Origin of the sequence: Halobacterium rubrum (assembly GCF_021729015.1) — an archaeon.
GTDB classification, from domain to species: domain Archaea; phylum Halobacteriota; class Halobacteria; order Halobacteriales; family Halobacteriaceae; genus Halobacterium; species Halobacterium rubrum.
Window position 1 is genome coordinate 974,203 of sequence record NZ_JAJQQZ010000001.1, and the last position, 19,950, is coordinate 994,152.

Here is a 19,950-nt window from a genome sequence, read left to right on the forward strand (position 1 = left end):
TGTCGACATGGACCTGACAATCCCAGACGACGCCAGCGACGAGGAGGCGGCCGCCATCGCTGCGGCCGTCCAGAGCCACGTCTCTGCGCTCGCGGCCGCGGCCGAAGCGGCCAGCGAGGACGACGACACCGACGACTGGACGGACCGGAAGTGGGCGTTCGCGGGGCGCGTGGAGTCGCTCGGCGGCCGGTCGGTGCGCGTGCCCGACGGCGCGCCGACGGACGCGTGGAGCGCAGCCGGGCGCCGCGAGCGGTTCTGAGCGGGTCGGCCGAGTACGTCTGCTGGTGCCCGTGGTGGGTTCGCTCTGACTGCGCACGGCGAGCGCGCCGGCTCGAGACCGACAGTTCCGGTGAGTGAACCGACCGCGTCGAGCCGCTACCGTGCCTCGAAACGCAGTTCCGGGTCGGTCGCCGGCTGCGTGGTCGACCCGACGTCGACGCCGACGTCGTCGCAGTCGTGGGACACGGTGGTGCGTCGGGCGATTGTCGCGAGCGCCAGCTGCAGCTCCATCCGCGCGAACCGCATCCCGATGCAGTGCCGGGGCCCACCGCCGAACGGGAAGTACGCGTAGTCGGGGCGGTCGCCGGGGGGGTCGTCGACGTCGGTCCACCGCTCGGGGTCGAACGTCATCGGCTCGTCCCACCACCGCGGGTCGGTGTGGACGTGGAACTGCGGCAGCACGACGAAGGTGTCCGCCGGAATCCGGTACCCGCCGACGACGACCGGCTCGCGCGTCTCCCGGAAGATTGCGGACGCCGGCGGGTACCGGCGGAGGACCTCCCGAATCACCTGCTCGGTGTAGGAGAGCGCCGGGAGGTCGCCGAGCGTCGCGTGCCCGCCGTCGAGGACTGCGTCGACCTCGGACTGCAGCCGGGCCGCGACCTCGGGCTTCCGACCGAGTTCGTACAGCGCCCACGTCAGGGCAGTCGCGCTCGTCTCGTGGCCGGCGAACAGGAACGTCACGAGCTGGCTCCGGAGTTCGTCCTCGGTGCGGCCCCCAGCCCCGCCGCTGTCCTGCGCGACCAGCACCGACAGGAGGTCCTCACCGGTCCCGTCGGCGTCCGCGAGGAGAGTGTCGACGACGCCGTTCAGTCGGTCGACACCGCGTCGGTACCGGCAGTTCGACGGCGTCGGCAGCCACTCGGGGAGGTCGACGGCGACGGGGTTCTCGCTGGTCCGTTCCCGGATAGCGTTCGCGCCTGCTCGCACCGCAGCCCGGTGTTCGTCCGTCTCCGCACCGAGCAGAGTCTTCCCGAGGACGCGCAGCGTGTACCGCGACGTGGCCTCGGTCGCCTGCACGCCGCCGGCGTCGGCGGCCCACTCGTCGGCGGCCGCCGCGGCGTACGTCGCCATCGTCTCGGCGTAGGTCTCGATTCGCTCCCGGTAGAACAGCGGCTGTAGCTGGCCTCGCTGGCGCTGCCAGCGGTCGCCGTCGGTCAACAGGAGCCCGTCTGCGAGCACGTCCACACCGGGGCCGTCTGGCTTCCGGAACGCCGCCGGCTCCTCGACGAGCACGCGGCGGATACCGTTCGGGTGGAGGACGCCAGCCATGTCGTATGTCCCCATCGAGAACCGAACGACGTCGCCGTGGCTGGCGACGTCCTCGTAGAACGCGTACGGGTCGCGGCCGAAGGCGACTGCACTCCCAAGAACGGGGACCCCGTCGCGTTTCGGCGCCAGTGGAGCGTCTGTCGTCGCTTCGCTCATACTCGCTTTTCGGAGGCCAGCGGGATTCGACTTCCCACGGCCACACTAGACGATTTAAGTGACGCGGCCGAACGAGCGGCCGTGAAACACCTCCGTGTGAGACTCGGGTTCCCGCCGGCCACCAGACACCCGATGCACCAGTTCCTCGTCGAGCACCCGGAGATGCACCGCGAGGAGCTGTGGTCGTGGAACTTCACGGGGGAGGCACCAGTGGTGCTGTTCCGGGTCGAGGGCCTCCGAGAGCCGTACCGAAAGCGCATCGCGGCCGTCGACGACATCGAGGAGTTCGAACTCACGACCGGCGGCGACGGCTGGTTCTACTCGTTCGTGCGCGCGACGCCGACAGACGACGAGTGGGAGTGCCTGCTCGCGTTCGCGTACGCGTCGCTGCTCGTCGTTCCGCCGGTCGTCTACTCAGACGAGGGCGACGCGGTGTTCGACGTGGTCGGCGACCCCGACGACCTCCGCGGCCTCCTCGCGCAGTTGCCGGGCGACGTGGACACGACCGTCGAGCGCGTCGGGGAGTACGACCGGCGCCGCGGGCCGTCAGTCCCGATGACCGACCGCCAGCGCGATGTCGTGGCGGTGGCGGTCGATCTCGGGTACTACGAGGTTCCCCGGACGGCGACGCTCGACGACGTGGCGGCCGAGGTCGGCGTGGCGTCGTCGACGGTCTCCGACCACCTGCGGAAGGCGGAGTCGGCGGTGATGGCGTCGCTCCGTGGTGTCACCCGGTGACCACCCGGTCGCCGGTTCCGAGGCGAGTCTCGCACCACACCGGTTCGAGCGCGTGCGCACGACCGGGCTGAACCGGCGGGGAACCGACGACCCAGAACCGAAGCTATGAGTAGGGCGTCCCCAGAACGAACGTCCAAGAATGTTCGAGAAGGTGCTCGTCGCGAACCGCGGCGAAATCGCGGTGCGAGTGATGCGGGCCTGTGACGACATCGGTGTGGACACAGTCGCCGTGTACAGCGACGCGGACAAGCACGCCGGCCACGTCCGGTACGCAGACGAGGCGTACAACGTCGGCCCGGCGCGCGCCGCCGACTCCTACCTCGACCACGAGGGCATCATCGACGCCGCCAGACAGGCCGGCGCCGACGCCATCCACCCGGGCTACGGCTTCCTCGCGGAGAACGCCGAGTTCGCCGGGAAGGTCGAGGAGACCGAGGGCGTGACGTGGGTCGGCCCGTCGGCCGACTCGATGCGCCAGCTCGGCGAGAAGACCCAGGCCCGGAAGACGATGCGGGACGCGGACGTCCCGATTGTCCCGGGCACCACCGACCCCGTGGAGTCCGTCGAGGACGTCCACGAGTTCGGCGAGGAACACGGCTACCCCATCGCCATCAAGGCGGAGGGCGGCGGCGGCGGCCGCGGGATGAAGATCGTGCGGAGCGAGGACGAGGCCGCCGAACAGCTCGAGTCCGCCGAGCGCGAGGGCGAGGCGTACTTCGACAACGCGAACGTCTACCTGGAGCGCTACCTCGAGAACCCCCGCCACATCGAGGTCCAGATTCTCGCAGACCACCACGGGAACGTCCGCCACCTCGGCGAGCGCGACTGCTCGCTGCAGCGCCGCCACCAGAAGGTCATCGAGGAGGGGCCCAGCCCCGCGCTCACGGACGAGCTCCGCGAGGAGATCGGCCGAGCGGCCCGCCGCGGCGCCGACTCCGCGGGCTACTACAACGCCGGCACCTTCGAGTTCCTCGTCGAGGAGGACCCCGAACGGGAGCCCGGCGAGCTCCTCGGCCCGGAGACGAACTTCTACTTCCTCGAGGTCAACACCCGCATCCAGGTCGAGCACACCGTCACCGAGGAGCTGACGGGCGTCGACATCGTGAAGTGGCAGCTGAAGGTAGCGTCCGACGAGGAACTCACGTTCGAGCAGGACGACGTGGAACTGGAGGGGCACGCCGTCGAGTACCGCATCAACGCGGAGAACGCCGCCAACGACTTCGCGCCCGCCACGGGGGGCAAACTGGAGACCTACGACCCGCCGGGCGGTATCGGCGTCCGTGTCGACGACGGACTCCGGCAGGGCGACGACCTCGTCACCGACTACGACTCGATGGTCGCGAAGCTCATCGTGCACGGCAGCGACCGCGAGGAGTGTCTCGCGCGGTCCCGGCGCGCGCTCGCCGAGTACGACATCGAGGGCATCCCGACCATCGTGCCGTTCCACCGGCTGATGCTGGAGGACGAGGCGTTCGTCGGTGGCACGCACACGACGAAGTACCTCGACGAGGACCTCGACGAGGAGCGCGTCGCCGAGGCCCAAGAGCAGTGGGGCACGGAGACCGAGTCCGAGGACAGCAGTGACGATGACGTCGTCGAGCGCGACTTCACCGTCGAGGTCAACGGCAAGCGCTTCGAGGTCAACCTCGAGGAGCGCGGCGCCGCACAGCTCGCGACGACCGCCGCCGCCGAGAACGGTGGCGGCGAGCGGCCGGAGCCCGCGGGCGGGAGCGACGACGGCGGCGAGACCGTCGTGGAGGGCGACGGCGAGACGGTCGAGGCCGAGATGCAGGGCACGATTCTGGACGTGAACGTCGCCGAGGGCGACGAGGTCGAACCCGGCGACGTGCTGGTCGTCCTCGAGGCGATGAAGATGGAGAACGACGTGGTCGCCTCCCACGGCGGCACCGTCACACAGGTCGCCGTCGCGGAGGACGACAGCGTCGACATGGGCGACGTGCTGGTGGTCATCGACTGACGGCGGCCGAATCTTTATCCGACGGGCCGGCCCTGCTTCTGACAGCCGACGAGGCGTGCCGGTCGACCGGCGTTGGTATCCGCGCCGAACGCCTCTCCCGCAGCCCGGAGCCGAACACCATGGTACTCGAGGACAACGCCGCTGCTGCCGGTGACTGCCCCGACTCGCGCGCGGAGCGGGCGGTCTGCCGAGCGCCGGCACGGAGGAGGGGGGCGCCGTGAGGCCGACGTTCTCACCCATCGAGCGACCGCCCGGCCTGCAGGTTCAGGACCCCATCGAGAACGCGCAGTTCGAGCTGTACACGGACTCGGTCGTGGACCCTGTACGGGCGAGCGACGACGCCGCTGACGACCGGTTCGCGCTCCCCGTCGACAGCGCGGTGCGCTTCGAGGCAGAGTCGATCGAACTCCCGATGCTGCTGAACGTCTCGGTGTGGACGCAGGACGGGACGTACGTCGGGCAGTCAGCCAACCAGGAGGTCGACAGCTACCCACGGCGAGCGTACGCGCTGGACCTCCACGTCGGCCCGATGAAACTTCAGGTGGCCGCCGACGCCCCACTCCAGATACGGCGGGCGGAGAACACCACGTTCCTCGAGTTCGAGGCGCCGACGCCGGTGTTGCTGGGCGCTCGTTCGCTCCACGAGTCACCGGCGGGCACCATCACCATCGGCGACGACGTGACCGACGGGATGCGCGCCGTCTCCCTGTTCGGGTCGGCGCTGAAGACGACGAGCCCGGAGCGCTCGTTCCCGACGCTGCGCGGCCACCCGCCGCTCGTCGAACGCGGCGACGGCTTCGACGCCCCCGACCACCTCGTCGCGGCCGACACGGACGTCGCCATCGAGATTCACCGGGACTGGGGCGACCTCTACCAGGTGAGCGCGCTCGCCTACTACCTCGGCGCCGAGGTGCGCCCCGGCCCGGAGCGCGCGCTCGTCCTCGACGGCGACCGCCACGTGCTCGGGACCGACCGGTCGTTCGGCGACGAGGTCCGGGCGCTGCTGGAGCACGTCTTCCTGCTTGACTGCGTCGTCCGCACGGAGGGGTTGTACCCCGTCGACCTCCACGAGCGCGCGGTCCTCGAACCGGACCTCGACGTCGACCTCGCGGCCGCCTACGAGGCGTCGCTGGCCGAGCGGCTCGAAACCTACCTCGACGTCCCCTACGAGGTGACCGAGCCACACGTCCCGAAGTGGAAGCTCACCGCCGACATCGCTCCCGAGGCGAAACGCATCGAGTCGCTGCCGTTCGTCGTGAACGACCTCGCGCGCATCCGCATCCACGACCCCGACGCCGAACCGCCGGACGTCGAGGAGGAGCCGGAGGCCGTGACGTCGTTCCTCCGGGGGGGCCAGCGTAGCGTCCACCGGAGCCAGTCCGAGGTCGACTTCGACACGACGGGCGTCGTGAAGCCGCCGTCGACCGACGCCATCGAGCACGTCTGGCTCGCCGACGGCTTCCCGCTGGGCGCCAGCAAGGGCGCCGCGGAGTACTACCGGCGGCGCTTCGAGTACGAGACGCCCGACCGGGACGCCATCCGCATCGACATCGTCTGCAACGACCCCGAGATGACCGAGGAGGAGGTCGTCGAGGAGTTCTACGGCGCCCGGGACTTCTTCGAGTTCGACATCGAGGTCCACTACGGCCTCTCGACCGACGAACTGGGCGACCTCCTCCGGACGGAGGTCGACTTCCTGCACTACATCGGCCACGTCGAGGAGGGCGGGTTCCTCTGCGAGGACGGCCTCTTCGACGCCCGGCGGCTGGAGTCGACGGGCGTCCGCGCGTTCCTCCTGAACGCCTGCCGGTCGTACATCCAGGGGCAGGCGCTCGTCGACCGCGGCAGCCGCGGCGGCATCGTCACGCTCACCGACATCAGCAACGACCCCGCGGTCCGAATCGGCCGAGCGCTCGCGAGACTCCTCAACAACGGCTTCTCGTTGCTCTCGGGGCTGTCGGTCGCTCGGAACGTAACGATATTCGGGAATCAGTACATCACGATTGGGGACGGAAGTGTCCAACTGGTTCAGAGCAACCGGGGTACGCTGACTTCAGCGAAGCTTGGGGGGGCGTCGACAGGGTACGATATTACCATGCAGGCCTACCCAACGAACTCGAAATCAATCGGTACACTATTTAGCCCGCACCTGACGAGCCAAACAACATACTATCTGAACTCGGGGGAGATCGGTCCGTTTACCGTTGAGGAGACAGAGCTGATAGAATTTCTCGACAAAACGTTCATCCCGATACTCCAGGAGAACCGTCTTTCTTGGAGTGACGAAGTTCGGCGAGAATTACTCGATTAAGGGCCCGCAATGCTGGTCCCGCTCGCTGCCGCTCCGCCAGCACTCGACAGGAGCACCATCATCGTGAACAGCACGCCGATCATTCGCGGGTGGTCCGACAGGAACTGACTGAACTTGTTGTCTGCCATCGTCACCCGTACCTGCACCGGGTAATATATTCAATCTATCTGAAAATAACGAATATAAATAAAGCGGAAATTTATCGGATATATGGTTCTGGGCTGGGAGACACCGCGCTTCAGAGATACTGTGTCGGCGTCCCGGAAAAGAGCTTCCGGCCGAAAATCCGGGATTTAACACGACTCGCCGGGTATCGAGCGGTGATGAACGACACGCGACGGGCCGTCCTCGACGCGCTCGCGGAGGGGCCAGTGACGGGGCCGGCGCTCGCCGACCGCCTCGACGTGTCCCGGGCCGCGGTCTGGAAGCACGTCGAAGCGCTCCGGGACGCTGGCTTCGACGTGGACAGCGTCGACGACGGCTACGTGCTCGCGGGGGTCCCCGACTACGGCGGCCCGGCCGTCGAGCTCGGGCTGGACGCACCGTTCGGCGTGGAGTACCACGACGCCGTCCCGAGCACGAACGACCGGGCGCGCGAGCTGGCCGCCGACGGCGCCCGCGACGTGGTCGTGCTCGCGGACCGCCAGACCGGCGGCCGGGGTCGTCGCGGCCGCGAGTGGTCGTCGCCGTCGGGCGGCGTCTGGGCGAGTCTCGTCTTGCGACCGGATCTGCCGCCGGCGCGCGTCCCGCTGCTCACGCTCGCGGCGGCCGTCGCCGTCACGGACGCCGCCCGGGAGGCGGGCGTCGACGCCGCCATCAAGTGGCCGAACGACGTGGTCGTGCCGGACGAGGACAGCGAGCGCGGCGGCCGGAAGCTCGCCGGCGTCCTCACGGAGATGGAGGGCGAGGCGAGCCAGGTCTCGTGGGTGGTCGTCGGCACGGGCGTGAACGTGAACGTCGACCCCGGTGACCTCGAGGGGGACGCGACGAGCATCCGCGCCGAGGCGGGGAACGTGTCGCGGCGGGTGTTCGTCCAGCGCGTCCTCGAGCGCTTCGACGAGCTCCGGGCCGACACCGACGGGGTGCTGGACGCGTGGCGCGAGCGGGCGGCGACCATCGGGCAGCGCGTGCGCGTCGACCTCGGCGAGGAGACGGTCGAGGGCGAGGCCGTCGACGTGACCGAGCACGGGGCGCTCGTCGTCGACACCGGCGACAGCGACGGGAGCGACGACGACGGGAGCAGCGAGCGGGTCGTCCACTCGGGCGACTGCCAGCACCTGCGGCCGGCCTGACGCCGTCTAGTCGAGGCGCTCGGGGTCGAGAGAGGCGTAGTGCGCGATACTCTCGAAGTGGTCGAGTGCGAGTGCATCGCCCGGGTCGGGGCGGCCGTCGCCGAACGCGTCCTCGACGAACAGCCGGGCGACGGCGGCCTCCCGGGCGTCTCCAGCCTCGTCGAGGCGGTCGTGGGCGAGCGCGAGCAGACTGCTGGCCGCGACGACGTCGTAGGCGTAGTCCGCCAGCGCCTTCGCCTCGTGCTGGGCGCGGGCCCTGTCGGCGCCAGCCAGCGCGACCATCGCCTCTCGGAGGCCATCTCGTTCCTCGCGGATTCGCCGATTGAGGCTGCCGACCACGTCGCTCGTGGTCTCGGCGGCGTGGTCGAGGTTCTCGTCGACGCGCGCCAGCAGCGCCTCGGCGGCGCCCTCGCGGTCGAGCGCGCGCAGGAGGTCGAGGGCGAGGACGTTCGACGGCCCCTCCCAGATGGGGAGGACCTGTGCGTCCCGGAGGAGGCGCTCGGTGACGTAGTCGGCCACGTAGCCGTCGCCGCCACGGATCTCCATCGCGTACGAGGTGGCGTCGACGGCCAGCCGGCCGGTCCGGTACTTCGCAATCGGGACCAGGCCTCGCATCAGGGAGTGCGCGTCGTCGTCGCCGTCTTCGGCGGCTTCGAGCGCGTGGGCGGCTTCGAGTGTGACGGCGACCATGCCCTCGTAGCGGGCGGTCCACTCGGCGAGGTCCCGCCGCATCAGCGGGTGGTCGTCGAGCGTGCGGCCGAACGCTTCCCGGTCGGCGGCGTGGACTTTCGCCTCGAGGAGCGCGCGGCCGGTGACGCCGACCGCGCCGGCGGCGTTCGCGACGCGCTCGAAGTTCAGCATCGTGGTCATCTGCCGGAAGCCGTTCTCGGGGTCGCCGACGAGGTAACCGGTCGCGTCCGTCAGTTCGACTTCGCCCGTGGGCACCGTCTCCGTGCCGAGTTTGTCTTTCAGCCGGCGGTACGTCTGGTCGTTCAGCGAGCCGTCCGGCAGCGTGTGGGGGACGAGGAACAGGGAGAGCCCGTCGGTCCCCTCGGGTGCGTCCTCGCGGCGTGCGAGCACGAGTGTCCCCTCGGCGTCGACGTTCGAGCAGAACCACTTCTCGCCCGTGAGCCGGTAGGTGCCGTCGTCGGCTTCGACGGCCGTTGTCTCGTTCGTGCCGACGTCGCTGCCGCCCTGCTTCTCCGTGAGGAACATCGCGCCCTCGATTGCGTCGTCGTGGTCGCGGGCGACCAGCCGGTCGAAGTACTCGCCCAGCACGTCGGGCTGGGGACTGTGTTCGGCGTAGTTGTCGAGCACCAGGGCGGCGCCGGCGGTCATCGAGACGGGGCACGCAAACCCGATGTCCGTGTACGCCAGAAGCGCCTGCGCGGTCAGCGAGTACGCCAGCCCCGGCGGCTCCTCGCGGTCAGCTGGGGCGGTGAAGGCGTCCGCGACGACGCCGAACTCGTACGTGAGGCGGTCGTTCTCGTGCTGTGACGGGTGGTACGTGACGTCGTTCGCGCGCTCGCCGCGGCGGTCGTACGTCTCCAGTGTCGGCGGGTTCGCGTTCGCCACGTCGGCGTTGTCGGCGACCGTGGTGCCGACGATGTCGCCCCACTCGGAGAGCCGGTCGTCGACCCAGTCCCAGTCGTCGTCGCCGCCGTCGTGGAGTCTGTGGGCGTGCCGGCGGAGCGTCGGGTCCCAGCGCCAGTAGTTGCAGCCCCGGCCCTCGTCGAGGCCGGCGTAGTCCAGACTGTCCATGTGGGACGTTGCCGCGCCACTGGGCTTGAAGGTTCGCCCGTTACGTCTCGCCGTCGTCGTCGACCCGGACGGTGAGCACGGGCACCGACGACGACCGAACCACCTTCTCGGCGACGCTCCCGAGCAACAGCCGGTCGATGCCGCCGCGGCCGTGCGTCCCCATCACGACGAGGTCACAGTCGGCGTCCTCGGCGTACCGGACGATCTCGCGTGCGGGGTTGCCGTCCGCGAGCTCGCGCTCGGCGTCGACGCCGTGCTCGTCGGCGATGGCGGCGACTTCGTCGAGCGCGGTCGAGCCCTCCTCGTTCAGCATCGCGGAGACGTTCTCCCACGACGAGTCCATCGGGAGCCCCGCGAAGCTCGCGGAGTTCACGACGTAGAGGGCGTGTATCGTCGCGTCGTGCTCGGCGGCCAGGTCGGCGGCGTGCTCGACCGCCTCTCTGGTCGCCTCGGACCCGTCCGTCGGCACGAGGATTCGCTCGTATCGTCCCATCGCCCGGTACTTCTCCCGGTGGTGTGTTAAGTGTTCAGGGCGAGACGACGCGCTTCACGTCGGCCGCACCGGCGCGCCGGACGACCGCCCGGACGGCGTCCCGGTAGCCGGCGAGATTGTCGGAGTCGCCGTCGAGGACGAACAGGCGGGCCTCGCGGCCGGCTTCGATGGTGCCGTAGTTCGCGTCGAGGAGCTCGGCGCCCGCCGTCGTCGCCATCCGCAGCACGTCGACGGCGCCGACGTCACAGCACTTCGCGGTGTACGCCATCTCCCGGAACATCGACGGCGAGTTCAGGAAGACGTTGTCCGTCCCCAGCGCGACGGTCGTGCGGTCGACGAGGTCGCTGACGGGCGGGAGCCCCACGCCGGTCACGAGGTTCGAGCGCGGGCAGACGGCGACGGGTATCTCGCTGTCCTCGACGCGGTCGAGGTGGAGTGATTCGGCGTGCACCATGTGCACGAGCAGGTCCGGGTCCAGGTCGAGCGCGGGGTTGATGTCGCTGGCGTCGACCTCCCCGGCGTGGATGGCGAACGGCTTCCCGGCCTCCCGGGCGGCCGTCCGCTGGCTGCCGAACTCGCCGTCGCCGGCGCCGCTCGCTCCGTAGCCGTCCGCCACGTCGAGCACGTCGGGGTCCCCGCGCCCGAAGACCACCGACTCCACGTCGACGCCCTCCCCGGCCTCCCGGATGGCGCGCACACCCTCTACCCCGCCCTCCCGGAACTCGAGGTGGGTGGTCGTCCCGGTGTCGGCCATGTACGACAGCGACCGCCGCATCGCCGCCACGAGGTCCGCGCGGTCGGCCTCCCGCAGCAGCCGGTGTTTCAGGCCGTCCGGCGGCGCCACCAGTTCCTCCAGCGAGAGCCCGCGACCGGCCTCCTTCGCGATGGAGTCGCCGGTGTGGGTGTGCGCGTTCACGAACGCCGGGACCACGATGTCGTCGCTGTCGACGCGCTCCTCGTCCAGCCGCAGGATTTCGCCGTCCTCGACGACCAGCGTCCCCTGCACGGGCTCGAAGTCGTCGCCCCAGAGGACAGTTCCGGAGAGTTCCATGGGTCTCCCTTCCGCCGGAGGGGACGTAAGGGTACTCGAAGCGCCTCGCGGGCGCCGGGTCGGTCACTCGAAGTCCTGGAGGCTCGCGTACCGGCCGGGGGAACTCACTTCGCTGACGAGCGCGCCCTCCGTCTCCAGACCGAGCACGCGCTCGGCGGCCTGCCCGACGGCTTCGACGTGTTCGGCGGGTGCGTAGACGCCGAGGCGCCACTGTTCGCGCTGGGCGACCCGGAGCGCGTTGACGAGCGTCGACTGCTCGTGGAGCCGCCGCACCTCGCCGTTCACGAGCACGCCCGTCGACGACTCGCGCATCGACGGCTCGCCCTGCACGTCGACGACCACGGTCCCCTCGGGGACGCCGGCGTCGGCGGCGACGTCGCGCTCGAACTGCCGCACCGTCTGGTGGTCGGCGCCGACGACGGCCTCGTCGACGTCGCCGAGCTCCGCCCAGACGGCGCGCTTGTAGAGGTCCCGGCGCGAGAGCCGGGCGGCGAGGTCGCTGGTCGCGTCGTGGCGGCGGAGCGCCGCCACGAGGTCGTGGTCGTCCATCCGCCGGAGTTCGCTCGCCGTCACGTCCGTCTCCTCGAGGAGGCGTTCGGTCGCCCGCCGAAGCATCGACTTCGAGATGCGGGCGACGTGGTGGCTGTACACGGTCGGGTTCATGAGGGCGCGCGCCAGCAGCAGGCTCTCGGCGGTCTGGACGTTCCCCTCGTCGAGCACGAGGTCGCCGTCGATGAACGTCAGCTCGCGCACGAGCCGGCCGGTGTCGATGGTGCCGTAGGGGACGCCGGTGTGGTGGGCGTCCCGCACGAGGTAGTCCATCCGGTCGACGTCCAGTTCGCCCGCGACGAGCTGTGCGAGCTCGCCGTCGCCGGCGACGAGGTCGGCGATGTCCCCGGGGTCGATGCCGTGGTCCGCGAGGACGGACGCGACCCGGTCGGACGCCAGCAGTTCGTCGACGTCGTCGTGGCGTTTCCCGGTCCGGCGCTCGATCACGCCTTCGACGTTGTGGCTGAACGGGGAGTGCCCGATGTCGTGGAGGATGGCGGCGGCGCGCACCCGCTCGGCGCGCCGGCCGGCGATGCCGAGGTGGTCGAGCGCGCGGTCCGCGAGGTGGTAGACGCCCAGCGAGTGCTCGAATCGCGTGTGGTTCGCCGACGGGTAGACGAGGTGGACCGTCCCGAGTTGTTTGACGTTCCGCAGCCGCTGGACGGGCGGCGTGTCCAGGAGGGCCGCGGCGACGCCCTCGACCTCGATGTGGTCGTGGACGCTGTCCTTGATGGTGGTCATTGCCCCCGAGTTGGGCGGTCTCCGGTATAAAATCGTGCAAGCGACACTGGGAGCAGTGACCCGGGGAACTATGCCGGCCCGCGCCGACAGCGCGGGACGTGTCCCGCACTCCGTTCGCCCTCCTCGCAGTCGTCGGGCTGGTCGCCGTCGCCGGCTGTGGCGCCGTCCTCCCCGGTGGCGACCTCGGCCCCGGTGGCGACGAAACCGACCTCGAGCCCGCCGACTCGCCGTACACGACGCCGCTGGAGAACAGCGACCTGCTCGCGGACCACGAGGCCGCACTCCGGGCGGCCGGGACGTTCACCGTCGTCCGGAACACGACCGTGACCGACAGCGGCGCCGACGGCGGTTTCGAGTCCCTGACGACTGCCCGCGTGAGCCTCGCGGACGGTCGCGTCTACGAGACACAGCGCCCGCCGCCGGTCGCCCAGTACTACCGGTACGGCGACGGAACCACGTTCACGCGCTACCGCACGGGCGATTCGTACCAGTACTCCCGGTCTGCGAACGATTCGGACGTCCGGTCAGCGGCCGAGTGGGGCCGCGAGCCCGTCGCACAGTTCCTCCCGCTGGCGTCGCTCGAACACCGTGGCGCGACCGAGCGCGCAGACGGGCTCGTTCACGTCTACCGCACCACCGACCCGGCGGACGTGGACGTCGACGCACTGACGGGGGAGGCCTCCGCCGAGGCGACCCTGTCGGCGGTGAACGTCACGATTCGTGTCCACGAGTCGGGCGCCGTCACCGCTCTCCGTCTCTCGTACACCGTGGAGAACGGCGACCGCGAACGCACGGTCGAGACGTCGGTGACGTACACTGCCGTCGGCGAGACTGACGGGTCGCCCCCCGCGTGGGTCGACGAAGCCAGAGACAGATTCGGCGACGGCGACGACGACGCAGGGTGACGACCGGTCCGGAGGGGTTTTCCACGCCACTCCCGAACCTCGGGTATGCGACGCCAACTCGCCGCCCTGCTGGTCGTAGCGCTCGTCGCGGTCGCCGGCTGCGCCGGCGGCAGCGGCCCCGCCACGGACGGCACAGACACTGTGGACGGAGCGGAGCCGGTCTACGAGACGCCACTCGACGCCGAGTCGGTCGCTGACGCCCACGTCGACGCCCTCACCGACGCGGGCACGTACACCATCGAGTCCGACGCGACCCAGGAGTCACCGGGCCAGAACCGGACCGTCGAGACCAGCGGACTGGTCCGCGGCGACATCTCGTCGGGCGCCGTGTTCTCGCGGACGGAGAGCGCCCAGCGCACCGTCGAACTGTACAGTGACGGCGACGGCACCGCCTACCAGCAGTTCGCCGCCGGCGACCAGACCCAGTACCAGAACGTCTCCGGGCAGGCCGGCAACGCCACGCAGTACGCCCGCGACACCGTGACGTCGTTCGTCGGGCTGTTCGACTTCACCTACGCCGGCACCGAGGACGTCGACGGCGAGACGGTCCACGTCTACGAGGCGGACGGCGCCGACGCGCTGAACACGTCGTCGCCGGCGTTCGCGCAGCTGAACGAGTCGAACGTCGACGAGGCGTCGGCGACGATGCACGTCGGCGAGGACGGCGTCGTTCGGATGGCGGGTTACGACATCACCGTCACGGTCCAGGACCGCACGCAGTCCGTCGAGACCACGCAGCGGTTCACCGAAGTCGGGTCGACGGAGGTCGCCGAGCCGGACTGGCTGAGCGAGGCGCAGTCCAACAGCTCCGAGTAGCCGACAGCGACTCTTCTGCGTCCTCCCGGGGTCGGAAGCGTTTACCCGCCGGCACCCACACAGACGGGTATGACGACGTTCCTCGCCGGGGGGACGGGCACGCCGAAGCTCCTCGCCGGCGCCCGCGAGGTCTTCGACCCGGCCGAGACGACGGTCGTCGGGAACACCGGCGACGACGTCGAACTCGGCGGGCTGCTCGTCTGCCCCGACGTCGACACCGTGCTCTTCGAGGGCGGTGGCGTGCTGGACCGCGAGACGTGGTGGGGCATCGAGGGCGACGCGTCGACGACCCACGACTACCTCGGCGACCTCGCGACCGAGGCCGGCATCGACCCCGAACGCCCCCGCTATCTGCCCGACGACCTGCAGACTGCGGGCCGCGACATCGCTCGCTGGCGGCGGTTCTCGGGCGCCAGCGAGTTCATGTTCATCGGCGACCGCGACCGCGCCGTCCACACGCTGCGCACGAGCCTGCTGGACGAGGGGTACTCGCTGACCGAGGTGACGCGCCGGCTCGCCGATGCCTTCGGCCTCGACGCCGACGTCGTTCCGATGAGCGACGACCCCGTGGCGAGCATCGTCCACACGCCCGACGACGAACTGCACTTCCAGGCGTTCTGGGTGGCCGAGAACGGCGACCCCGCAGTCGAGGACGTGGAGTTCCGGGGTGCCGAAAGCGCGAGCGCAGCAGCCCCGGCAGTCGAGGCGATCCGGGACGGCCCGGTCGTCGTCGGGCCGTCGAACCCCGTGACGAGCCTCGGCCCGATGCTCGCCCTCGACGGCCTCCGGGACGCGCTCGACGACGCCGTCGTCGTCGCCGTCTCGCCGTTCGTCGAGGACGAGGTGTTCTCCGGGCCCGCCGCGAAGCTGCTGGCGGCCGTCGGCCACGAGCCGTCGACGGCGGGCGTCGCCGACGTCTACGACTTCGCGGACGCCTTCGTCCTCGACAGCGCGGACGGCACCGAACTGGACCGGCCGGTCGTCCGGACGGACACCAGTCTCGACACCGAGGCGGACGCCGAGCGGGTCGCTCGTGCCTGCCGGGACGCTCTCGACCGGGTGGACGAGCCCGGGGAGGTGGCCTGACGTGTTCGCACCCCGGCTCGCGATCGCCAGCCTCAGCGGCGAGGCCGACGCCGAGTGGGCGAAAGCGTCGGTCCAGCACGCCGGCGGCGCGTTCCTCGGCGGCATCGCCGTCGACGAGCCGACCCGGGAGGCGGCCCGGGCGATGGTCGACCGGGACCGCGAGGAGTTCCTCCCCGCGGACCCGGTCGCGTGGGTCGACGACCAGCTCGCCGAACTCGACGACGAGTTCCTCCGGCCGGCCGTGAACGTCCGGTCGGCGAGCCTCGACCCGCTGCGCGAGGTCGCCGGCGTCTGCGCCGACCACGACGCAGTCCTCGAAGTGAATGCCCACTGCCGTCAGGATGAGATGTGTGCGGCCGGCGCCGGGGAGTCGCTGCTGCACGACACCGACCGGCTCCGAGCGCAGGTCAGGGCCGCCAGCGACACTGGTGCGCCCGTCTCCGTGAAGGTCCGGGCGGAGGTCGACGGCGTCCACCTCCAGGTGCTCGCGCAGGCCATCGAGCGTGCGGGTGCCGACGCGGTCCACGTCGACGCGATGGACTCGCGGCGGGTCGTCCGGGACGTCGCCGACGCCACCGACCTGTTCGTCGTCGCGAACAACGGTGTCCGGACCCGCGAGGACGTCTTCGAGTACTTCTCGTACGGCGCCGACGCCGTCAGCGTGGGGCGGCCGAGCCGGGACCCCGAGCGCGTCCGGGCGGCCTACGCCGCCGTGAAGGAGTGGTTCCTGTGAGAACGCCGAGCGAGCGCGCCGAGCTCGCCCTGCTGCTGGAGGTGGCGGGCGCCCCGAAACCGGGGAACGTCGACCGCGACCGCGACCTCGCCGACCTCCGCTTCGAGCAGTTCCTCGCGGGCGCGGTCGGCGCCCGGAACGGCCTCGAGCGCGCCGCAGACGCGGCCGAACCGCTCGGCGACGCCTTCGAGACCGCCGTGGTGGGGATGGCGGAGGCGGCTGGCACGAACACGCAGTTCGGCTGCCTGCTGCTGTTGACGCCGCTGGTCCGGACTGCTGCGACCGGCGACCTCACCCGGGAGCGCGCAGCCGAGGTGGCCGAGTCCACGACGGTCGCGGACGCGGCCGGGTTCTACCGGGCGTTCGAGCACACCGAGGTGGCGGTCGGCGAGCCCCCAGACGACGCCACTCGGCTTGACGTGCGACGCGGTGCGAACGCCGTCCCGGTGCTCCGCGAGCGCGGGCTGACGCTGTACGACGTGATGGACCTGGGCGCGGACGGCGACGCGAACGCCCGCGAGTGGACCACCGGCTTCCCCCGGGTGTTCGACGCCGCGGAACGCATCGAGGCGGCCGACGGCCCGCTCACCGACCGCGCCGCCGACGCCTTCCTTCGCTTGCTGGCCGAGGCGCCGGACACGCTGGTCGTCACCGAACACGGCGAGGCGGTCGCCGAGGACGTCCGCCAGCGCGCCGAAGGCCTCGTGGACGCCGAGGAGAGCGCGGTCCGCGCGTTCGCCGACGACCTCGTGGAGCGCGGCGTGAACCCGGGGACGACGGCGGACCTGACGGCGGCGGCGCTGTACGTCGCGCTCGAATCCGGCGTGTCGGTCGCCGGGGTGACGACTGACGGCGAGGGCAGCGGTGGAGGTGACGGCCCGTGACCGACTGGCCGGTCGGCCTCGCTGGCGTGACCGAGACGGTCGTCGCGACCCTCGGACCGAACGACCGCTGGAACCACGCCGCGCTCGGGCTGCACGCGCCCGACGCCGAGGGCGAACCGGCGACCGCGACGACGTGGGGGAACACCCGGACGCGCCGGAACTTCCACCGGCAGGGCGGTGGCTACGTCCAGTTCGTCGACGACCCCGTCGCGTTCGCGGACGCCGCGCTCTCGATACGGGAGACCGACGACCCGGTGCTGGACGACGCGGCGACGACGGCGTGGGCGCGCGTCGACGCAGAACAGACCGGCAGCGGCGACGACGAGGGCACGCCAGTCGAACACTGGAAACTGTCGCCGGTCGAGACCGCGGTGGTCCGGGAAGCCCCGTTCCGCGTGAATCGGGGGTTCTACGCCGTCGTGGAGGCGACCGTCGCGGCGTCCCGGCTGGACGTCGACGCCTACGACACCGAGACGCTCCGGGAGCGACTGCGGTACTTCGAAGACGTCGTCGAAGCTGCTGGCGGCCCCCGGGAGGAGACGGCGATGGCGCGCGTCCGCGAGCACACCAACGGCGACTGGTAGCTCGGGCGGTGGGCGGGGAGCACTGCCAACTCCGGTGCGATTCCTTCGATGTCACCAGAACCGGTGGGTACATTCGGCGTCGCTCTCTGGTGCCGTCGATGGCTGTTTCGAAGTGGTTCCTGCTGTACAAGCTAGCGGAGGTCGGTGGGGTCGCGACCGCAGTCGCCCTCTTCATGCTCAGCGCCGGCGGAATCCCCACTCTGGACGTCGTGGCGTGGTCGCTGGGTCTCGGGCTGCTCGTCGTCGCAGTGGACGAGCTGACCGGCGGCGTCACCCCCAGCGCCCCCGACGACTGACCGGAGAAAGCATTTACGCGGACCGTCGAAACGCCAGTGTATGCGACGACGCGCCCTCCTCGCCGCCGGTGGCTCTGCCCTCGGCGCCGCCTTCGCAGGCTGTCTCGCTGGTTCGGACGACGGCAATGCGACGACCACCGGGACGACTAGTCGTACCGGGCCCGCGGAGTCCCAGGAGACGACCGACGACACGCCGACGACGACCCAGTTCGACGTCGACCTCGAAGTGGCAATGGAACGACACCAGCCGAACGTCGTCCTGACGGCCGTCGACTCGGTGGGTCTCCGACCGGAGGGCTACCAGTATCTGTTCTACCACGTGAACGTGACTCGCGGCGTCCCACCAGAGCGCATCGACTTCGGGTTCCGGTACGGCGGCCGCGTGTACGCGCCGGGCGTCGACACGGCGGGGACGCTGCGGCGCGAGGAGCAACGCGACGACCGGTACACCGCCGGGCGCGGTGAGGGCTGGCTGGTGTTCGAGCTACCGGCGGACCGGGCTGCCACACACGCGGCGCTCGCGCTCGGCGGTGAAGAGTGGCCAGTCGACGAGACCACCCGCCGGCGGCTATCAGAACCGGAGCCGCCGCTGACCGTCGACTGGGGGCTGACCGAGGACCAGCCAGAGAACGCCGCACGGCTGACGTTCACCGTGACGAACGAGGGCGACGTCGACACCCGGTTCGTCGCCGCCCTGAACGGCATCCTCGTCGTCGGCGCGCACAGCCCGGTCGCCGGCTTCAACCGCGAGATTCCCGCCGGCGAGACTGTGTCGTGGACGTACATCCACGACGGCGGCGACCCGTACGTCGCCAGCACCGAGTCGGAGTCGGACAGCCACTACAATCTGGAGTGGTCGCAGGGCGAGGACGATCTGTACGTGGCGCACGCCAGCGGGGAGTAGGCGACTCGCTGGGGCGGGTCAGCCGTCCGATGTCGGGACGTTCAAATCGCCGCAGCCAGTACCCGGGTGCATGACCGACGAGGACACGCGCGAGAACGTCCTGCCCGGCTCCGACGAGGAGCTGGACACGCCGGACGTCCGCGGCTACGACTTCAGCGGCGACTTCGACTTCTTCGAGTTGCTCGATTCGTACGCGACCACGGGCTTCCAGGCGACGCACCTCGCCGAGGCCGTCGACATCACGAGGGAGATGCGCGAGGAGGACGCCACCATCTACCTCACGCTGACCTCGAACATCGTCTCCTCGGGGCTGCGGGAGGTCGTCGCACACCTCGTGCGGGAGAACTACGTCGACGTCATCATCACCACCTCGGGCTCCCTGACCGAGGACGTCATCAAGACCGCGAAGCCGTTCAAGATGGGCGAGTGGGACGCCGACGAGGCCGCGCTCCGCGAGGAGGGCATCAACCGCCTCGGCAACATCTTCGTCCCCTCGGACCGCTACGTCTGGCTCGAAGAGTACCTCTACGACTTCTTCGACGACTTCTTCGCCGAGGAGCAGGTCCGCACACCGACCGAGTTCGCGAAGGAACTGGGGGAGACCCTCGACGACGAGAACTCCATCCTGAAGAACGCCGCCGACAACGACGTCCCCGTCTACTGTCCCGCCCTGACGGACGCCGAGATCGGGAACTTCCTCTACTACTACCGGCAGGGCAGCGGCCCCGACGTCGGCATCGAGGTCCTCGAGGACTACGACTCCCTCATCGAGGACGGCCTGCTGTCGGACACGACCGGCCTCATCTGCGTGGGCGCCGGCGTCCCGAAACACCACGCCATCATGACGAACCTCTTCCGCGGCGGCGCCGACTACGCCGTCTACATCTCCACGGGCATGGAGGGCGACGGCTCGCTCTCGGGTGCGCCGCCGGAGGAAGCCGTCTCCTGGGGGAAGATCAAAGACGAGGACTCGGAACCGAACTACACCCTCGTCGAGGCGGAGGCCACACTCGTCTTCCCGCTGCTCGTCGCCGGGGCCTTCGAGGACGAGCGAACAGCGTAACAGGGCCACTTCCGGCCGATTTCGAGGTCGGTGAAGTGGCCACAGCACTCGCGAGCGG

At 70.4% G+C, this 19,950-nt stretch carries 20 protein-coding genes; 14 read left to right on the forward strand and 6 right to left on the reverse strand.

The window, feature by feature from the left end; genetic code table 11:
- Window positions 1-7 precede the first annotated feature (7 nt).
- Entirely contained in the window at window positions 8-259 is a 252-nt protein-coding gene (locus LT971_RS05330) for a DUF8022 family protein (RefSeq protein WP_272904611.1), read from the forward strand.
- Between the two features lie 116 nt (window positions 260-375).
- On the opposite strand, the gene LT971_RS05335 is transcribed toward LT971_RS05330, so the two are convergent.
- Window positions 376-1,707: a cytochrome P450 gene (locus LT971_RS05335; RefSeq protein ID WP_237005815.1), complete on the reverse strand. Its 1,332-nt coding sequence runs from the start codon at window positions 1,705-1,707 to the stop codon at window positions 376-378.
- An 81-nt stretch (window positions 1,708-1,788) separates the two neighbouring features.
- Here LT971_RS05335 and LT971_RS16505 point away from each other — a divergent pair, with 81 nt between their 5' ends.
- The 3 genes from LT971_RS16505 to LT971_RS05350 all read left to right on the forward strand — a co-directional run bounded on the left by LT971_RS16505 (window position 1,789) and on the right by LT971_RS05350 (window position 6,734).
- Complete coding sequence (locus LT971_RS16505) at window positions 1,789-2,445, forward strand: helix-turn-helix domain-containing protein (protein ID WP_237005816.1); 657 nt, start codon at window positions 1,789-1,791, stop codon at window positions 2,443-2,445.
- A 139-nt stretch (window positions 2,446-2,584) separates the two neighbouring features.
- Window positions 2,585-4,423, forward strand: coding sequence for an acetyl-CoA carboxylase biotin carboxylase subunit (locus tag LT971_RS05345; RefSeq protein WP_237005817.1), 1,839 nt, complete (start codon window positions 2,585-2,587; stop codon window positions 4,421-4,423).
- Between the two features lie 217 nt (window positions 4,424-4,640).
- Entirely contained in the window at window positions 4,641-6,734 is a 2,094-nt protein-coding gene (locus tag LT971_RS05350) for a hypothetical protein (RefSeq protein WP_237005818.1), read from the forward strand.
- Here LT971_RS05350 and LT971_RS16400 read toward each other — a convergent pair.
- Window positions 6,731-6,862, reverse strand: a complete 132-nt coding sequence (locus tag LT971_RS16400; protein WP_272904612.1) for a DUF7503 family protein — start codon at window positions 6,860-6,862, stop codon at window positions 6,731-6,733. The genes LT971_RS05350 and LT971_RS16400 overlap by 4 nt on opposite strands.
- A 195-nt stretch (window positions 6,863-7,057) precedes the next feature.
- Here LT971_RS16400 and LT971_RS05355 point away from each other — a divergent pair, with 195 nt between their 5' ends.
- Window positions 7,058-8,026 (forward strand): biotin--[acetyl-CoA-carboxylase] ligase, encoded by a 969-nt coding sequence (locus LT971_RS05355; RefSeq protein ID WP_237005819.1) that lies wholly within the window; start codon window positions 7,058-7,060, stop codon window positions 8,024-8,026.
- 6 nt (window positions 8,027-8,032) lie between these two features.
- Here LT971_RS05355 and LT971_RS05360 read toward each other — a convergent pair whose 3' ends face one another.
- From LT971_RS05360 to LT971_RS05375, 4 genes are all read right to left on the reverse strand, one after another.
- On the reverse strand, window positions 8,033-9,787 hold the full coding sequence (locus tag LT971_RS05360; RefSeq protein WP_237005820.1) for an acyl-CoA dehydrogenase family protein: 1,755 nt from the start codon (window positions 9,785-9,787) through the stop codon (window positions 8,033-8,035).
- Between the two features lie 40 nt (window positions 9,788-9,827).
- Window positions 9,828-10,280, reverse strand: a complete 453-nt coding sequence (locus LT971_RS05365; RefSeq protein WP_237005821.1) for a universal stress protein — start codon at window positions 10,278-10,280, stop codon at window positions 9,828-9,830.
- 34 nt (window positions 10,281-10,314) lie between these two features.
- Window positions 10,315-11,331, reverse strand: coding sequence for an amidohydrolase family protein (locus LT971_RS05370; RefSeq protein WP_237005822.1), 1,017 nt, complete (start codon window positions 11,329-11,331; stop codon window positions 10,315-10,317).
- Window positions 11,332-11,394: 63 nt separating this feature from the next.
- Window positions 11,395-12,621 carry an HD domain-containing protein gene (locus LT971_RS05375; protein ID WP_237005823.1) on the reverse strand — a complete coding sequence of 409 codons (1,227 nt, stop codon included), beginning with the start codon at window positions 12,619-12,621 and terminating at the stop codon, window positions 11,395-11,397.
- 98 nt (window positions 12,622-12,719) lie between these two features.
- Between LT971_RS05375 and LT971_RS05380 the strand changes: the two genes are divergently transcribed.
- From LT971_RS05380 to LT971_RS05420, 9 genes are all read left to right on the forward strand, one after another.
- A complete protein-coding gene (locus LT971_RS05380) occupies window positions 12,720-13,526 on the forward strand; it encodes a DUF7537 family lipoprotein (RefSeq protein ID WP_237005824.1) in 807 nt (268 codons plus the stop codon).
- A gap of 45 nt (window positions 13,527-13,571) precedes the next feature.
- A complete protein-coding gene (locus tag LT971_RS05385; protein WP_237005825.1) occupies window positions 13,572-14,342 on the forward strand; it encodes a DUF7537 family lipoprotein in 771 nt (256 codons plus the stop codon).
- Between the two features lie 69 nt (window positions 14,343-14,411).
- Window positions 14,412-15,428: a 2-phospho-L-lactate transferase gene (gene cofD, locus LT971_RS05390; protein WP_237005826.1), complete on the forward strand. Its 1,017-nt coding sequence runs from the start codon at window positions 14,412-14,414 to the stop codon at window positions 15,426-15,428.
- A 1-nt stretch (window position 15,429) separates the two neighbouring features.
- Complete coding sequence (locus LT971_RS05395; RefSeq protein WP_237005827.1) at window positions 15,430-16,161, forward strand: beta/alpha barrel domain-containing protein; 732 nt, start codon at window positions 15,430-15,432, stop codon at window positions 16,159-16,161.
- The gene (locus tag LT971_RS05400) at window positions 16,158-17,045 is read left to right on the forward strand and encodes a triphosphoribosyl-dephospho-CoA synthase (RefSeq protein ID WP_237005828.1); all 888 of its coding nucleotides are present in this window, start codon (window positions 16,158-16,160) and stop codon (window positions 17,043-17,045) included. Before LT971_RS05395 ends, LT971_RS05400 begins: the two co-directional genes overlap by 4 nt.
- Entirely contained in the window at window positions 17,042-17,629 is a 588-nt protein-coding gene (locus LT971_RS05405; protein WP_237005829.1) for a DUF447 domain-containing protein, read from the forward strand. Before LT971_RS05400 ends, LT971_RS05405 begins: the two co-directional genes overlap by 4 nt.
- 98 nt (window positions 17,630-17,727) lie before the next feature.
- Window positions 17,728-17,925 (forward strand): hypothetical protein, encoded by a 198-nt coding sequence (locus LT971_RS05410; protein WP_237005830.1) that lies wholly within the window; start codon window positions 17,728-17,730, stop codon window positions 17,923-17,925.
- Between the two features lie 40 nt (window positions 17,926-17,965).
- Window positions 17,966-18,829: a hypothetical protein gene (locus LT971_RS05415; RefSeq protein ID WP_237005831.1), complete on the forward strand. Its 864-nt coding sequence runs from the start codon at window positions 17,966-17,968 to the stop codon at window positions 18,827-18,829.
- A gap of 70 nt (window positions 18,830-18,899) precedes the next feature.
- The gene (locus LT971_RS05420) at window positions 18,900-19,892 is read left to right on the forward strand and encodes a deoxyhypusine synthase (RefSeq protein ID WP_237005832.1); all 993 of its coding nucleotides are present in this window, start codon (window positions 18,900-18,902) and stop codon (window positions 19,890-19,892) included.
- The last annotated feature ends 58 nt before the right edge of the window (window positions 19,893-19,950 follow it).

Coding starts and splice junctions, on each gene's coding strand:
- LT971_RS05365 (WP_237005821.1), bottom strand. CDS start 10,280: ATGGGACGATACGAGCGAATCCTCGTGCCGACGGACGGGTCCGAGGCG.
- LT971_RS05420 (WP_237005832.1), top strand. CDS start 18,900: ATGACCGACGAGGACACGCGCGAGAACGTCCTGCCCGGCTCCGACGAG.
- LT971_RS05360 (WP_237005820.1), bottom strand. CDS start 9,787: ATGGACAGTCTGGACTACGCCGGCCTCGACGAGGGCCGGGGCTGCAAC.
- LT971_RS05330 (WP_272904611.1), top strand. CDS start 8: ATGGACCTGACAATCCCAGACGACGCCAGCGACGAGGAGGCGGCCGCC.
- LT971_RS05385 (WP_237005825.1), top strand. CDS start 13,572: ATGCGACGCCAACTCGCCGCCCTGCTGGTCGTAGCGCTCGTCGCGGTC.
- LT971_RS05415 (WP_237005831.1), top strand. CDS start 17,966: ATGCGACGACGCGCCCTCCTCGCCGCCGGTGGCTCTGCCCTCGGCGCC.
- LT971_RS05355 (WP_237005819.1), top strand. CDS start 7,058: ATGAACGACACGCGACGGGCCGTCCTCGACGCGCTCGCGGAGGGGCCA.
- LT971_RS05335 (WP_237005815.1), bottom strand. CDS start 1,707: ATGAGCGAAGCGACGACAGACGCTCCACTGGCGCCGAAACGCGACGGG.
- LT971_RS05370 (WP_237005822.1), bottom strand. CDS start 11,331: ATGGAACTCTCCGGAACTGTCCTCTGGGGCGACGACTTCGAGCCCGTG.
- LT971_RS05345 (WP_237005817.1), top strand. CDS start 2,585: ATGTTCGAGAAGGTGCTCGTCGCGAACCGCGGCGAAATCGCGGTGCGA.
- cofD (WP_237005826.1), top strand. CDS start 14,412: ATGACGACGTTCCTCGCCGGGGGGACGGGCACGCCGAAGCTCCTCGCC.
- LT971_RS05410 (WP_237005830.1), top strand. CDS start 17,728: ATGGCTGTTTCGAAGTGGTTCCTGCTGTACAAGCTAGCGGAGGTCGGT.
- LT971_RS05375 (WP_237005823.1), bottom strand. CDS start 12,621: ATGACCACCATCAAGGACAGCGTCCACGACCACATCGAGGTCGAGGGC.
- LT971_RS16400 (WP_272904612.1), bottom strand. CDS start 6,862: ATGGCAGACAACAAGTTCAGTCAGTTCCTGTCGGACCACCCGCGAATG.